The organism is Pseudomonas sp. (genome assembly GCF_049301935.1).
GTDB lineage: Bacteria > Pseudomonadota > Gammaproteobacteria > Pseudomonadales > Pseudomonadaceae > Aquipseudomonas.
Map to the genome: position 1 here is coordinate 40,506 of NZ_JBAQLP010000058.1, position 13,476 is coordinate 53,981.

Here is a 13,476-nt window from a genome sequence, read left to right on the forward strand (position 1 = left end):
GGACGGTCTCCCGGCCGGTATTGATCGAGGCTCGAGTTTAGTGGACAAGGAGCGTGGGTGAAAAACGATATTCATGATCTGGGCTTGGTGCTGGATTCCAAGACCAAGCTTGTATTAATTGAGTCCTGGGATGAGCTGCGGGTGCTGCAAACCCTGACCAGCCTGGCGGTGCGCCGCAGTCTGGGCTTGCAGGTTTGGTCGGTGACTGAGGGCTTGCAGCGCGTGGGCTATTCCATTCAGGAGCCCGTCGACAGCGCCACCCTGGAGCCAGAAACCGCCCTGCGCCTGATCAAGGCTGATACGCAACCGACGCTGTATGTGCTGTGCGACCTGCATCCGTTTCTTGACGACAACCCCAAGCTGGTGCGCCTGCTCAAGGAAATCGCCATGAGCGAACAGCCCAGTAAGCCGACCCTGGTGCTGGTATCCCACGCCTGCAAATTGCCGCCGGAAGTGCAGCGTTACGCCTCGCGCTTCAGCCTGGCGCTGCCCTCCGCGGAGGAGCTACTGGCCATTGTGCGCGACGAGGCCACCGCCTGGAGCGCGGGCAACCGCAACGCCCGAGTGCGTACCGATAACCGCACCCTGCAGCAGGTGGTGAAGAACCTGCGTGGCCTCAGTCACGCCGAGGCCCGTGGGCTGGCGCGCAATGTGATTTGCGATGACGGCGCGATTACCCAGGAAGACCTGCCGGAGCTGAATAAAACCAAGTTCAAGCTCCTCGATCTCGATGGCGTATTGAGCTTCGAGTACGACACCGCGCGCTTTGCCGAGGTTGGCGGCTTGAGCAATCTCAAGCGCTGGCTGGGGGATCGGCAGAGCATCTTTCTCGAAGGCAAAGGCGTCGATCTGCCCAAGGGCGTGCTGCTGGTTGGTGTCCAGGGCGGCGGCAAGAGCCTGGCCGCCAAGGCCATCGCCGGCCTCTGGGGCTTGCCCCTGCTGCGCCTGGATTTTGCCTGCCTGTACAACAAGTTCTTCGGCGAGACCGAGCGCAACCTGCGTGAAGCCTTGAAGCTGGCCGAGCAGATGGCGCCTTGTGTGTTGTGGATGGATGAAATCGAAAAGGGCCTAGCCAGCGGCGATCACGATGGTGGCGTCAGCCAGCGGGTGCTCGGCACCCTGTTGACCTGGATGGCCGAGCGCAAGGCACCGGTGTTTATGGTGGCCACCGCCAACGTCATCTCGCGATTGCCGCCGGAGCTGGTGCGCAAGGGGCGTTTCGATGAGCTGTTCTTCGTCGACCTGCCGGATGCGGCGGTGCGGGCCGAGATCTTCCGTATTCACCTGGCGCGGCGTGAGCTGGAGGTGACTGATTTTGACCTGACGCAGCTGGCGGCGGCCAGCGGCGGGTTCTCCGGTGCGGAGATCGAACAGGCGGTGGTCAGCGCCCTGTATGCCGCACAAGCCCAACAGCAATCGGTCAATCAGACCTTGCTGCTGCAGAGCATCCAGAGCACCGCACCGCTGTCGGTAGTAATGGCCGAAGACCTGGCCGCGCTGCGCGCCTGGGCGGACGGGCGCACGGTTAACGCGGGTTAGCTACTGCGCCGCTTTGCCAAACTGGCGATTAAGTCGTGCGCTGATGCGTCGTACCAGCCAGCGCGGTCCCAGCCTCGGGCTGAGGGTGAGCAGGCGGTTGCGCCAGCCCGGAATGATGATTGCGCGATTTTTCTCCAGCGCCTTGACCGTAATGAGTGCCACTTCCTCGGCGCTCATCAGCAGTTTGCTGTCCTGCAGCGCCTCGACGCTCATCTGTGCATTGCGCAAGAAGGCGCTGCGGGTGGGGCCAGGGCAGAGCACCGAAACCTTAACGCCGTACGCTTTAAGCTCTTCGCGCAGGCCTTCGGAGAAGTGCAGCACGTAGGCCTTGCTCGCGTAGTAGTTGCTCATGCCCGGCCCAGGCTGAAAGCCGGCGACTGAGGCGACGTTGAGAATCTGCCCACTACCCTGGCCGGCCATGATGGTGCCGATGGCGTGACAGAGGCGGGCGAGTGCCAGGATATTCAGCTCGATCAGCTGTTGTTCGCGGGCCCAGTCCTGAGCCACGTAGGCGCCCGAGGTGCCGATGCCGGCGTTGTTCACCAGCAGGTCGATACTGCGCTCACCCTGTTCCAGTTCATGCAGCAGGCCGCTGACCTGCAGCGGCTGGCTGAGGTCGCAAACGCGGAACAGCACCTCGACGGAGAAGCGCTGGGTCAGCTCGCAGGCGATGCTTTCCAGCGCGTTACGCTGACGCGCCACCAGAATCAGATTGCGGCCACGCCGGGCCAGGGCTTCCGCCAGGGCCAGGCCAATGCCGCTGGAGGCGCCAGTGATAAGCGCGTAACGGGTCATAGGGTTCTCCGTGATGGGGCCTTTCGACCCCATGTGCCGCGCAAGGTTGCGTCTTACCGGCCGGGGTCGGCAAAACCCATATAGGCCGGTAGGGCGATGGCCGCAACGATACCGAGGACGATAGCGCCCAGCCAGAGTGCTGCGAGCACTTTCACTGCCGTGCTGTTAGGTGGCGGCGGCGGGCCAAAGCGGTTGGCAGCGGTGCTGCCGGGGATGATAAACATCAGCAGGGAGAACACCCCGCCGACAATCGGCACCAGGGTGACCAGCAACAGCCAGCCAGACCAGCCGATATCGTGCAGACGTTGTACACCGAACATGATGCCGACCACTACCGCGGCGATACCCACCACTGCCACCAGCAGCCCGCCGAGAATCTCCGATGCGGCAAAGAAGCCACCGGCGATGCCGAACAACGGCAAGCAGGCCAGCATCAGCACCATCGACCAGGCCAGGTAGCGTAAACGGCCGATGCGTCCATCGGTAGTAAAGGCTTTTAGCTCGCCGAACTCCGGCAGGGCTTCAGCCACGGTCGCTTTCGGCGTGGCGTAAGGCGTTGCGGTAGCGCTGACCAGGTCGGGTGGGTTCTGCGTGAGCATGGCCTGACGGGCGATAAATTTCTCGATAACGATGCCGCAGGCCGCGCACTCTATGGCTTTGCTTTGCTGATGGCCACATTTGGGGCAGGTCATTTCGCCGGTGCTTTCGGCGCGTGGCGCTGAGTCCTGAGTCCGTGGGGCGTGGTCATCGCTTTTCACCAGGTTCAGGCTGGCGCCCAAGTCCTGCTCCTTGCGCACTCTGGCCCCCGCACCTTGCAGGGCTTTGAGGTACTGGTCAGCTTCGTTTTCGCTGAGGTTGCGTTTGATATCGACAGTGCTGCCGGCAAACAGCGAGTTGATCCGGGCCTGGTCGCTCTTGAACAGGCGGGCGAGGTTTTCTTTGGCGGTGGCCAGACTGACGTCGGGCATCAACTCGCCGTTGAACACAATCTTGAAGCGGGCTTGGGTCATGTCGGCGTCCTTGTCGATGCCTGAGTGAGAGTGCGCTACAGCCTAGCCCAGTAAACAAGCAGCCTGCACGCAAATCTGCATGGGCCTAGAGGTGCTTCACGCTCTGCTGGCAGACCAGCTACCGACCAGGCGACCGTTGCGCAGCAAGTAGAGCTGGTTGAACAACTCGAACAGGCCTTCCGAGCGTTGCGGGCGCAGAAATACCCAGTCATCGACCCGTAAGCCTGTGCCGGCTGAGCCGATCAGGCGTTCCTGGTTGGCGCTGCGGCCATACAGCGGGTCATAACTGAGCCCGGCCGGAGACACCGGGGTTGCCGGCCATTGTCCGCCATACAGGTAATACGCCTGCTGGCGATTGCGGTCCCAGCCTTGCAGCAACTGGTGTGAGCGGTCGAGAAACGGCAGCTGCCCCGGTAGCGCCTTGAGCACCGGGCTGGCGATCCACAGCGCGGCTTGTTGGGCGGCCAGCAGATCGCTGTCGAAATCGCTGGGTTTGAGCAGGGCAGAGCCGACCGCTACTTCATTCAGTGGCGTATCGAGCTGGGTATGCAGGGCATAGGTCAGGCTGCCTGCGCCATTGAGCAGCGGCTGTTGTGGCCACAGCTCGCTGAATGCCTGAGCGCTGGCGATAAATGCGCGATAACGTGCGGCGCTGTCGGCAAAGGCGCTGGCCTGTTCGGTCCAGAACGGCGTATGGGCGAGGTGGGCGTCATAACCCATCAGGCCGCGCACGCGCAGGCGGTTGGGGGTGTTACGCAGCCAGGTGAGTGCGGCACCGAGTTCGGCGGGTGTGGCAAAGCCACCACGGGTCAGGCCGATGTCGATTTCCAAGGCAATCTGCAGCGGCTGGTTGAGCGCGTTGGCCAGGGCGACATATTCCTGCAGACGGGTTTGGCTGTCGATCAGCCAGGTCAGCTGTTCGGCCGGGACAAAGCCGCTGCCTTGTGGCAATTGCTGGTAGAAACTCAGGGCCGCTGCACTGGGCAAGGGCTTGCCGAGCAGCAGGTCGGACTGCGGGAAGTTCACTGCCAGCTGATTGATCTGTGGCTGGTGAAACACCATAAAGCGCTGGGTGCCGAGCTTTTTTGCCAGATAGTCGAGCAACCCGGTGGCGGCCAGCGACTTGGCCACCAGGCGCAGCGGCAGTTTATTACCGAGCTGACTAGCCAGCAGCTCGGCGTTCTGATCGAGGCGTTCCAGGTCCACCACCAGCAGCGGCAGCCCTGCGCCTGTACGCCGGAGCAACTGGTTGAGTGCGGCAAAGTAGGGCGTGTGCGGCTGGCCGTGATCGCTCGGGCGCAGCGCCCAGCCACCCAGCAGCCCGAGCGCGCCCAGGCCGAGCAGGCTGCGTCGCTTCATCGCGGCCAGCGTTGTTGCAGCTGCAGGCTATGTGCGAGGGCGGCGCGGTATTCGTTGTCGAGGCGGGCGATCAGCTGCTCGACGCTGGGCAGGTCGCGGATAGTGCCGACGCCCTGGCCGGCCGACCATACGGTTTTCCAGGCCTTGGCTTCCTCATCCATCGGCTTGAGCTTTTCGCCGTAGTTGACCTCACCTTTATTCTGCAGCTGTTTGAGGTCGTAACCGGCCAGTTCCAGGCTCTGGCGCATAAAGTTCGCCGGCACGCCGGAGACCGCCGGGGTGTGAATGATGTCGGCGGCTTTGGCGTCGAGGATCATCTGCTTGTAGGCCGCGGAAGCGGCGTTTTCCTGGGTGGCGATCAGGCGGGTGCCGAGGTAGGCGAGGTCGGCGCCGAGCAGTTGCGCGGCCAACACTTCATGGCCCTGGTTAAGGCAGCCAGCCAGCAGCAGGGTCTTGTCGAAGAACTGGCGAATCTCGGCGATCAGCGCGAAGGGACTCCAGGTGCCGGCATGGCCACCGGCGCCGGCGGCCACTGCGATCAGGCCGTCGACGCCCGCTTCTGCGGCCTTTTCCGCATGGCGGCGAGTGGTCACGTCGTGAAACACCAGGCCGCCGTAGCTGTGCACGGCATCGACCACTTCCTTCACCGCGCCGAGGCTGGTGATGACGATGGGCACGCGCTGTTCGACGCAGATCGCCAGGTCCGCCTGCAGTCGCGGGTTGCTGCCGTGCACGATCAGGTTGACCGCATAGGGCGCAGCGGCCCTGTCCAGGCCGGCTTCGATCTCTTCTAACCAGTCCTTGAAGCCGCTGCTGTCGCGCTGGTTCAGCGCCGGGAAGCTGCCGACGATGCCGCTGTTGCAGCAGGCCAGCACCAGTTGCGGGTTGGACACCAGAAACATCGGCGCCGCGACGACGGGCAGGCGCAGGCGTTGTTCGAGCAGGGCTGGCAGCGACATGCAGTAATCCTCTTGATGTATTTAGAACGGACGAACCACGACCAGAATGACGATGCCGAGCAAGGCCAGCACGGGCGCTTCATTGAACCAGCGGTAGAACACATGGCCGCGCTGGTTCTCGCCGCGGGCAAAGGCCTTGAGCTGGGCGCCGCAAATAAACTGGTAGACCACCAGCAGCGCCACCAGGCTCAGCTTGGCGTGCATCCAGCCCTGGCTGAAGTAATAGCTGGGGTTGAGGCTAAGCAGCCACAGGCCCAGGCCGACGGTGAGGAGCAGCGACGGCCACATGATCCCGCGGTAGAGCTTGCGCTCCATGATGCAGAAGCGTTCGCGGCTGACCGCGTCGGTGCTCATGGCGTGGTAGACGAACAGGCGCGGCAGGTAGAACAGACCGGCGAACCAGCAGACCATGGCGATGATGTGCAGGGCCTTGAGCCACAGATAGAGCATTGCGCGAACTCGTTGAGGACAGTGCCCCGATAGTAGTGGGCATGATCGCCTCCGTCATCATTGCCAGGCGCCAAGTGTTGGCCCCTGGCCGAAGCGGCCGTATCATCGTCAGTTTTCCACTGCTGGTATTGCAAAGGGGCAAGTGATGATCAAGGTCGGAATCGTCGGCGGCACGGGGTATACCGGTGTCGAGCTGTTGCGTTTGTTGGCGCAACACCCGCAAGCGCAGGTCGAGGTGATTACCTCGCGTTCCGAGGCCGGCATGCGGGTCGACGAGATGTACCCGAATCTGCGCGGTCATTACGACCGCCTGGCGTTCAGCGTGCCGGACGTCGCCACCCTGGGCGCGTGCGATGTGGTGTTCTTCGCTACGCCGCACGGTGTGGCCCATGCCCTGGCCGGTGAGCTGCTGGCAGCCGGGACCAAGGTGATCGACCTGTCAGCCGACTTTCGCTTGCAGGATGCCGACGAGTGGGCCAAGTGGTACGGCCAGCCGCACGGCGCGCCGGACCTGCTGCCGGAAGCGGTGTACGGTCTGCCGGAAGTCAACCGTGAGGCGATCAAGCAGGCGCGCCTGATCGCCGTGCCAGGCTGCTATCCCACCGCCGCACAGCTGGCGCTGATTCCGCTGCTGGAGGCCGGTCTGGCCGATACCACGCAACTGATCGCCGACTGCAAGTCCGGGGTCAGCGGTGCCGGTCGCGGTGCCAGCGTTGGCTCGCTGTTCAGCGAAGCCGGCGAAAGCATGAAGGCCTATGGGGTCAAAGGTCATCGGCATCTTCCGGAAATCCGCCAGGGCCTGCGCCGGGCGGCCGGGAAGGATGTTGGCCTGACCTTTGTGCCACACCTGACGCCGATGATCCGCGGTATTCACGCCACGCTTTACGCCACCGTGGTCGACCGCTCGGTGGACCTGCAGACGCTGTTCGAGCAGCGTTATGCCAACGAGCCCTTCGTCGATGTAATGCCGGCCGGCAGTCACCCGGAAACCCGCAGTGTGCGCGGCGCCAATGTGTGTCGGATCGCCGTGCACCGGCCGCAGGATGGTGACCTGGTGGTGGTGCTGTCGGTGATCGACAACCTGGTCAAAGGTGCGTCGGGCCAAGCGGTGCAGAATATGAACATCCTCTTCGGCCTCGATGAGCGCCTGGGCTTGTCCCACGCGGCCATGCTGCCTTGACGGCGGGCTGGGAAGTTCGCCCCAGCGATCCGGGGCGTGCGCGGCGACGGCGCATGCTCGGCTTGTTGCTGGTGCTGTGCATGCCGCTGGCCTTCTATGCCGGCGGCTGGTGGCAGCAGTACAGCCAGCCCGCCATGGTGGCGGGGCAGGCGACCGAACCGCAACGCGATAAGCAGCTGCTGCGCGAGGTCGATGAGTTGCGTCAGCGCGTGGCGGTATTGAGCAGCGCGGAAAAGGTCAGCCAGCAAGCCAACGAGCAGAGCCGTCTGACCATCAAGCTGCTGGAAGAGCAGATCTACAAACAGCAGCAGGATCTGGCCTTTTATAAAGGTGTGCTGGCGCCGGCCAGTCGTCGTGAAGGTTTGCGCATCAAGACCTTTGAGCTACAGGCCACGGACAGGCCCGAGCATTTCCGCTACAAGATACTCCTCAGTCGTGTGGGTAAAGGCGAGGCGCTTCTGGAAGGCCAGTTGCAGGTGTCGATCATCGGCAAGCAGGGCGAGCAGGACGTCACGCTCGAACTGGCGGCGCTGGGCGCAGACTTGCCCGATGCCCTGCCTGAGCAGCCGATAGCTTTCGCCTTCAAGCACTTCCAGGCCATTCCCGAGGCCGGGCGCTTCGCCGAGCTGAAGCTGCCTGAGGGGTTTATCCCGCGCGAGATCAAGGTGCGTGCCGAGGTAAAGGGCGAGAAGCCTTTGCTGCGCACATTCAAATGGAACAAAGAGGAGTAACTGTTCCTTATGTGGAATAAAGACAAGGCGCGTACTGACGTGCAGCGTTTCGCGGGCAAGACCAGCCTGATCGCGGTGGGTGCCGAGCTGCATGGCGATTTACGTTTTCAAGGCGCGGTGCAGATCGATGGCAAGGTCATCGGCAATCTGCTGGCCAGCGAAGGTATGGTGCGCGTGAGTGTGCAGGGCCGGGTTGAAGGTGAGATCCGCGCCCCCCACATAGTGATCGATGGTGAAGTGGTCGGCGATGTGCACGCCAGTGGCCATCTTGAGCTGGGTACGCGAGCGCGGGTGCGCGGCAATCTATATTACGCCCTGATGGAAATGGCCATGGGTGCGCAGATCGAAGGCCGCCTCTGCCGTTTGCAAGACGAGGCGCGGCCATTGGAATTGCCGCAAACGCTGGATACCGCACAATAGTTGACCGCTTTTCTCGGGTAAGCGGATAATGCCGATCAAAATGCAGTATGGCGCTTAGCGCCGGGAGTTAATCAGCATGAGCGTCGAAACCTTCACCCCCAGCGCTATGCAATTTACGCAGGGCGCAGCGAACAAGGTGAAGAGCCTGGTCGATGAGGAAGGCAATCCGCGCCTGAAATTGCGCGTGTTTGTAACGGGAGGCGGTTGCTCCGGCTTCCAGTACGGTTTCACCTTCGATGAAGAAGTGGCCGAGGATGACACCATTATCGAGCGCGAAGGCGTAAGCTTGGTGGTCGACCCGATGAGCTTTCAGTACCTGGCCGGTGCCGAGGTCGATTATCAGGAAGGTCTGGAAGGTTCGCGATTCGTCATCAACAACCCGAACGCCACTACCACCTGCGGTTGCGGTTCTTCGTTCTCGATCTGATCGGCAGGTTGTTCAAACTAACGCCGTGCCTTGCGCACGGCGTTGCCGTTTCTGGGGCTAGCAGATTTGCATGGGCGATTAGGCGGGGTAAATAGCGCCGAGCACCCGCAGGCCGCGTGCCCCGGTGACGCTCGGCCGGTTGGCCGGTATGCCTTCCAGGCAGCAGTGCGCGAGCCAGGCAAAGGCCATAGCCTCAACCCAATCGGCCGGCACGCCATGTTCATCGGTACTGCTCACCTGGCTATTGGGCAACAACTGCGCCAGGCGGCGCATCAGCGTGTGGTTGTGTGCGCCACCACCACACACCAGCAGCATCGCGGTGTTCTGCTGAGCGGCCGTGAGCGCCTCGGTAATGCTGATAGCGGTCAGTTCCAGCAGGGTTGCCTGTACGTCAGCCGGCGCAAACGCCGGCAGGTTCTGCAGGTGCTGATCCAGCCAGGCCAGGTTGAATAGCTCGCGCCCAGTGCTTTTCGGACCCTGGGTCTGGAAGTAGGGGTCACTTAGCAAGGCGTGCAGAAGCGGCGCCTGTACCTGGCCACTGGCGGCCCACTGACCGTCCTGATCGTAAGTCAGGTCCTGGTGGCGCTGAATCCAGGCGTCCAGCAGTACATTGCCTGGGCCGCAATCGAAGCCATGCACCGGGCGTTCAGGCTCAAGTAAGCTGAGGTTGCTGAAGCCGCCAATATTCAGGATGGCGCGAGTGCTGCTGGGGCTGGCGAATAAGGCCTGGTGAAACGCCGGAACCAGTGGTGCGCCCTGACCGCCAGCCGCCACATCGCGGCGGCGGAAGTCGCTGACCACGCTGATGCCGGTCAGCTCAGCGAGCAGGGCGGGGTTGCCGATTTGCACAGTAAAGCCGCGCGCAGGCTCATGGCGCACGGTCTGGCCATGACTGCCGATGGCGCGAACGCTGTGTGCGGGGATGTTGTGCTGCGCGAGTAAGTCATTGATGCCTTGCGCGGCAAGCGCGACCCACTGCTGTTCGGCGACCGCCGCACGGGCCAGCTCATCCGGGCCGGAGGCGCACAGGCTGAGTAAATTGATACGTAGTTCGTCTGGCATGGGCAGGTAGCGGGTGCCGAGCAGGCGGGTGTTGTGTTCCTGCTCGATCAGCGCAATGTCCAGCCCATCCAGGCTGGTACCGGACATCACGCCGAGGTAGAGGGGCATGGCTTAGCGCTGATTGTTGAGGGCGAGCATCGTAGACTTCTCTTTGTCCATCTGCGCCATCAACGGCTTGCTCAACTGCATAAAGCGGGCTTTTTCGCTGCCGGCGATCGGGTCGGCCATTGGCAGCTTCTGGCTCAGCGGGTCAACGTGCACGCCGTTGACCTGGAATTCGTAGTGCAGGTGCGGCCCGGTGGACAGGCCGGTGGTGCCGATGTAGCCGATGATCTGTCCCTGTTTGACGTTGCTACCACTGCGGATACCTTTGGCAAAACCGTTCATGTGGGCATACAGGGTGCGGTAGCGTTGGCCGTGCTGGATGATCACCGCATTGCCGTAACCGCCGTGACGACCGGCGAGGGTGATGCGGCCATCGCCGGCGGCCTTGATCGGTGTGCCGCGTGGGGCGGCGTAATCCACACCCTTGTGTGCGCGAATCTTGTTGAGTACTGGATGACGGCGGCCGGTGGAGAAGCGCGAGCTTATACGGGCAAAGTCCACCGGAGTGCGGATAAAGGCTTTGCGCATGCTCTCGCCATTGGCGTTGTAGTAGCTGCTATTGCCCTGCTTGTTGGTGTAACGCACAGCGGTATAGGTTTTGCCGCGGTTGGTGAAGCGTGCGGAGAGGATGTTGCCGGTGCCCACCTGCTTGCCGTTGACCACTTTCTTTTCGTAGATCAGCTCGAACTCATCGCCTTCACGAATATCCATGGCGAAGTCGATGTCGTAGCCGAATACGTTGGCCAGATCCATGGTCAGACTGTGCGACAGGCCTGCGCGCTTGGCTGAGAGAAACAGCGAGCTGTTGATCACGCCGTGGCTGTAGGTGGTCTGAACTTCCGGCTTGACCAGCTCGCGCTCGAAGCTGAAACCTTTCTCGCTTTTGGCCAGGACAATGCTTTCCAGGTCGCTAAGCTTGCTGTGCAGGCTTTCGAGCTGGCCGTCCGGGCTCAGCTTGAACTCCAGTGCCTGGCCCACCTTCAGGCGTGTCAGCTGCTTGGCTTCCTTGCTGCTGTTGATCACCTCATGCAGGGTGGTTGCGCTTAGGCCGACCTTGGCAAATACCGTGGACAGCGTGTCACCGTTTTCTACGCGAACAATACGGTGCAATGGGTTCGTTTCTGGCGATTCTTCAACCTGTGCGGCCTGCGGCTCATCAGCTGTTGGTGTATTGGCTGCGGCCGTGCTGGCGAATGGCGACTGGCGCGTCAGCGAGGCGGCGGACTCCGGCTCGTCCTGGTTCTGGTCCTGTTGCTCGGCGTATTCTGCGCCGTTGTCTAGTTCAAGATTGATGTAGGTTTTTTTGGCTTCAACTTCGCGGGTGGGGAATACCAGTAGGGCTAGGCTCAGCAGGGCGGCGACGCCGCTGGCTGCCAGAATATGGCTTTTCGGGTACAGGGGCGGCGCTTTAGTTGTAGAGGTCATAGGCTGCTTTTTGACTTTAAAAATGAAGAGAAATAGATAATAGAAATGATGAATATGCAGTAACTGTATAAAATATAACCAAATCGCTAGCTAGGCAACCCCGGTTGTCGCAAGGTGGTCTTAACGTAGGTGGGCGGCGGGCAAAACTTGTGATTTGTCTGTGATCTTGTATGGTTGGTTCCCTTTCGTTTTTGAGTGGTCGTGAGTCCTGTCATGAAGTCGGTTGAAGAGCAGTTGGCGCTGATCAAGCGTGGCGCGGAAGAGGTTCTGGTTGAGGCCGAACTGGTTGAGAAGCTCAAGCGTGGTCAGCCACTGCGGATCAAGGCCGGTTTTGATCCGACCGCGCCGGATCTGCACCTAGGACACACCGTGCTTATTAATAAGCTGCGTCAGTTTCAGGAGCTGGGTCATCAGGTTATTTTCCTGATCGGCGATTTCACTGGAATGATTGGTGATCCCAGCGGCAAGAGCGCCACGCGTCCGCCGCTGACCCGCGAGCAGGTGCTGGAAAACGCGGAGACCTACAAAACTCAGGTGTTTAAGATTCTCGATCCGGCGAAAACCGAAGTCGCCTTCAACTCCACTTGGATGGACACGATGGGGCCGGCAGATTTCATTCGTCTGACCTCGCAGTACACCGTGGCGCGCATGCTTGAGCGCGACGACTTCAGTAAGCGCTACTCGACCAATCAGCCCATTGCCATCCATGAGTTCCTCTATCCGCTGGTGCAGGGTTATGACTCGGTCGCGCTGCGGGCGGATGTCGAGCTGGGCGGTACCGATCAGAAATTCAATCTGCTCATGGGGCGCGAGCTCCAGCGCGCCTATGGTCAGGCGTCGCAGTGCATCGTCACCATGCCGTTGCTTGAAGGGCTGGATGGCGTGAAGAAGATGTCCAAGTCATTGGGCAACTATATAGGTATCCAGGAAGCGCCCGGTGTCATGTACAACAAGCTGGTCTCCATGCCGGATGCCTTGATGTGGCGCTATTTCGAACTGCTCAGCTTCCGCTCCATGGGTGAGATTGAGCAGTTCAAGCGGGATGTCGAGCAGGGTGCCAATCCCCGTGATATCAAGATTAAGCTGGCCGAAGAGATCGTCGCGCGGTTCCATGGCGAAGAGGCTGCGCTCAGTGCTCATCGCTCTGCGGGCAACCGCATGAAAGAGGGCGAGCTGCCTGAGGATCTGCCTGAAATCGAGGTGTTGTCTGCTGAGCATATGCCGATTGCTGCGCTGCTGAATAAAGCAGGCTTAGTGAAGAACGCTGCGATGGCGCGTGATCTGCTGGGTTCCGGTGGCGTGCGTATAGATGGTGAGGTGGTGGATCGCTCCTTTATATATAAGGTCGGTGCGGTGCATGTCTGTCAGGCCGGCAAAAAGGCGTTTGCGCGCATTACGCTTAAGCTCGAGTCGTGATGTGTTAGGCGCAGCTGGTACGACAAAGCCGTTGAAGCGTCAGCTTCAACGGCTTTGTCGTTTCTGCAGGCGGCGCGCAGGTAACTGTATGACTGCAGCCCTTGATTTCGAGGGTGTTGAAATAAAAGCGCAATAATCGATTGACCCTCGTTCGGCAGTCCCTATAATGCGCACCTCTTCAGGCGTAAGCAGTTCCTTAAACTTCTTTTAAAACAAGAAGTTAGATTTAAAAAAGGAGTTGCAAAGCGGCAAAAGCTGCGTACAATGCGCCGGGCTGGCAGGGTGATGGTTTGGTCCTGTTGGTGGTTCGGTCGAGTTGATCGAAAGCGGTAAAAGAGGCGGTTGACAGCGGTTTGAAACGCTGTAGAATTCGCCTCCCGCTGACGAGAAGCTAGATGTTGATCGAAAGCGCAAGTGGTTGAGATTGAAAAGAAATTTTCACTCTCTGTAGTAAAAACCACTTGACGGAATATGAGGCTGCTGTAGAATGCGCGCCTCGGTTGAGACGAAAGGTTCAACCACCCGCTCTTTAACAACTGAATCAAGCAATTCGTGTGGGTGCTTGTGAGGTAAGACTGCTAGTCGCAAGATTATCAGC

General features: G+C 60.9%; 13 protein-coding genes. 6 read left to right on the plus strand and 7 right to left on the minus strand.

What is annotated here, in order from left to right:
- Positions 1–57: 57 nt before the first annotated feature.
- Complete coding sequence (locus WA145_RS08580) at positions 58–1,539, plus strand: AAA family ATPase (protein ID WP_422581173.1); 1,482 nt, start codon at positions 58–60, stop codon at positions 1,537–1,539.
- On the opposite strand, the gene WA145_RS08585 is transcribed toward WA145_RS08580, so the two are convergent.
- The 5 genes from WA145_RS08585 to hemJ form a co-directional block, all read right to left on the minus strand.
- Positions 1,540–2,334, minus strand: coding sequence for an SDR family NAD(P)-dependent oxidoreductase (locus WA145_RS08585; protein WP_422581174.1), 795 nt, complete (start codon positions 2,332–2,334; stop codon positions 1,540–1,542).
- A 53-nt stretch (positions 2,335–2,387) separates the two neighbouring features.
- Positions 2,388–3,344, minus strand: a complete 957-nt coding sequence (locus WA145_RS08590; protein ID WP_422581175.1) for a DUF805 domain-containing protein — start codon at positions 3,342–3,344, stop codon at positions 2,388–2,390.
- A gap of 96 nt (positions 3,345–3,440) precedes the next feature.
- Positions 3,441–4,703, minus strand: a complete 1,263-nt coding sequence (locus WA145_RS08595; protein ID WP_422581176.1) for an alanine racemase — start codon at positions 4,701–4,703, stop codon at positions 3,441–3,443.
- On the minus strand, positions 4,700–5,662 hold the full coding sequence (locus WA145_RS08600; RefSeq protein WP_422581177.1) for an NAD(P)H-dependent flavin oxidoreductase: 963 nt from the start codon (positions 5,660–5,662) through the stop codon (positions 4,700–4,702). The genes WA145_RS08595 and WA145_RS08600 overlap by 4 nt, the downstream gene beginning before the upstream one ends.
- 21 nt (positions 5,663–5,683) lie before the next feature.
- Positions 5,684–6,112, minus strand: coding sequence for a protoporphyrinogen oxidase HemJ (gene hemJ / locus WA145_RS08605; protein WP_422581178.1), 429 nt, complete (start codon positions 6,110–6,112; stop codon positions 5,684–5,686).
- 145 nt (positions 6,113–6,257) lie between these two features.
- On the opposite strand from hemJ, the gene argC reads away from it, so the two are divergent.
- From argC to erpA, 4 genes are all read left to right on the plus strand, one after another.
- Positions 6,258–7,292 carry an N-acetyl-gamma-glutamyl-phosphate reductase gene (gene argC / locus WA145_RS08610; RefSeq protein ID WP_422581179.1) on the plus strand — a complete coding sequence of 345 codons (1,035 nt, stop codon included), beginning with the start codon at positions 6,258–6,260 and terminating at the stop codon, positions 7,290–7,292.
- Between the two features lie 53 nt (positions 7,293–7,345).
- A complete protein-coding gene (locus WA145_RS08615) occupies positions 7,346–8,023 on the plus strand; it encodes a DUF6776 family protein (protein WP_422581180.1) in 678 nt (225 codons plus the stop codon).
- Between the two features lie 9 nt (positions 8,024–8,032).
- Positions 8,033–8,443 carry a bactofilin family protein gene (locus WA145_RS08620; protein WP_422581181.1) on the plus strand — a complete coding sequence of 137 codons (411 nt, stop codon included), beginning with the start codon at positions 8,033–8,035 and terminating at the stop codon, positions 8,441–8,443.
- Between the two features lie 76 nt (positions 8,444–8,519).
- Positions 8,520–8,870, plus strand: coding sequence for an iron-sulfur cluster insertion protein ErpA (gene erpA / locus WA145_RS08625; RefSeq protein ID WP_090256106.1), 351 nt, complete (start codon positions 8,520–8,522; stop codon positions 8,868–8,870).
- A 78-nt stretch (positions 8,871–8,948) separates the two neighbouring features.
- Here erpA and WA145_RS08630 read toward each other — a convergent pair whose 3' ends face one another.
- Complete coding sequence (locus WA145_RS08630; RefSeq protein WP_422581182.1) at positions 8,949–10,040, minus strand: anhydro-N-acetylmuramic acid kinase; 1,092 nt, start codon at positions 10,038–10,040, stop codon at positions 8,949–8,951.
- Between the two features lie 3 nt (positions 10,041–10,043).
- Positions 10,044–11,462: a peptidoglycan DD-metalloendopeptidase family protein gene (locus WA145_RS08635; RefSeq protein ID WP_422581183.1), complete on the minus strand. Its 1,419-nt coding sequence runs from the start codon at positions 11,460–11,462 to the stop codon at positions 10,044–10,046.
- Positions 11,463–11,675: 213 nt separating this feature from the next.
- Between WA145_RS08635 and tyrS the strand changes: the two genes are divergently transcribed.
- On the plus strand, positions 11,676–12,878 hold the full coding sequence (gene tyrS, locus WA145_RS08640; protein ID WP_422581184.1) for a tyrosine--tRNA ligase: 1,203 nt from the start codon (positions 11,676–11,678) through the stop codon (positions 12,876–12,878).
- Positions 12,879–13,476 lie beyond the last annotated feature (598 nt).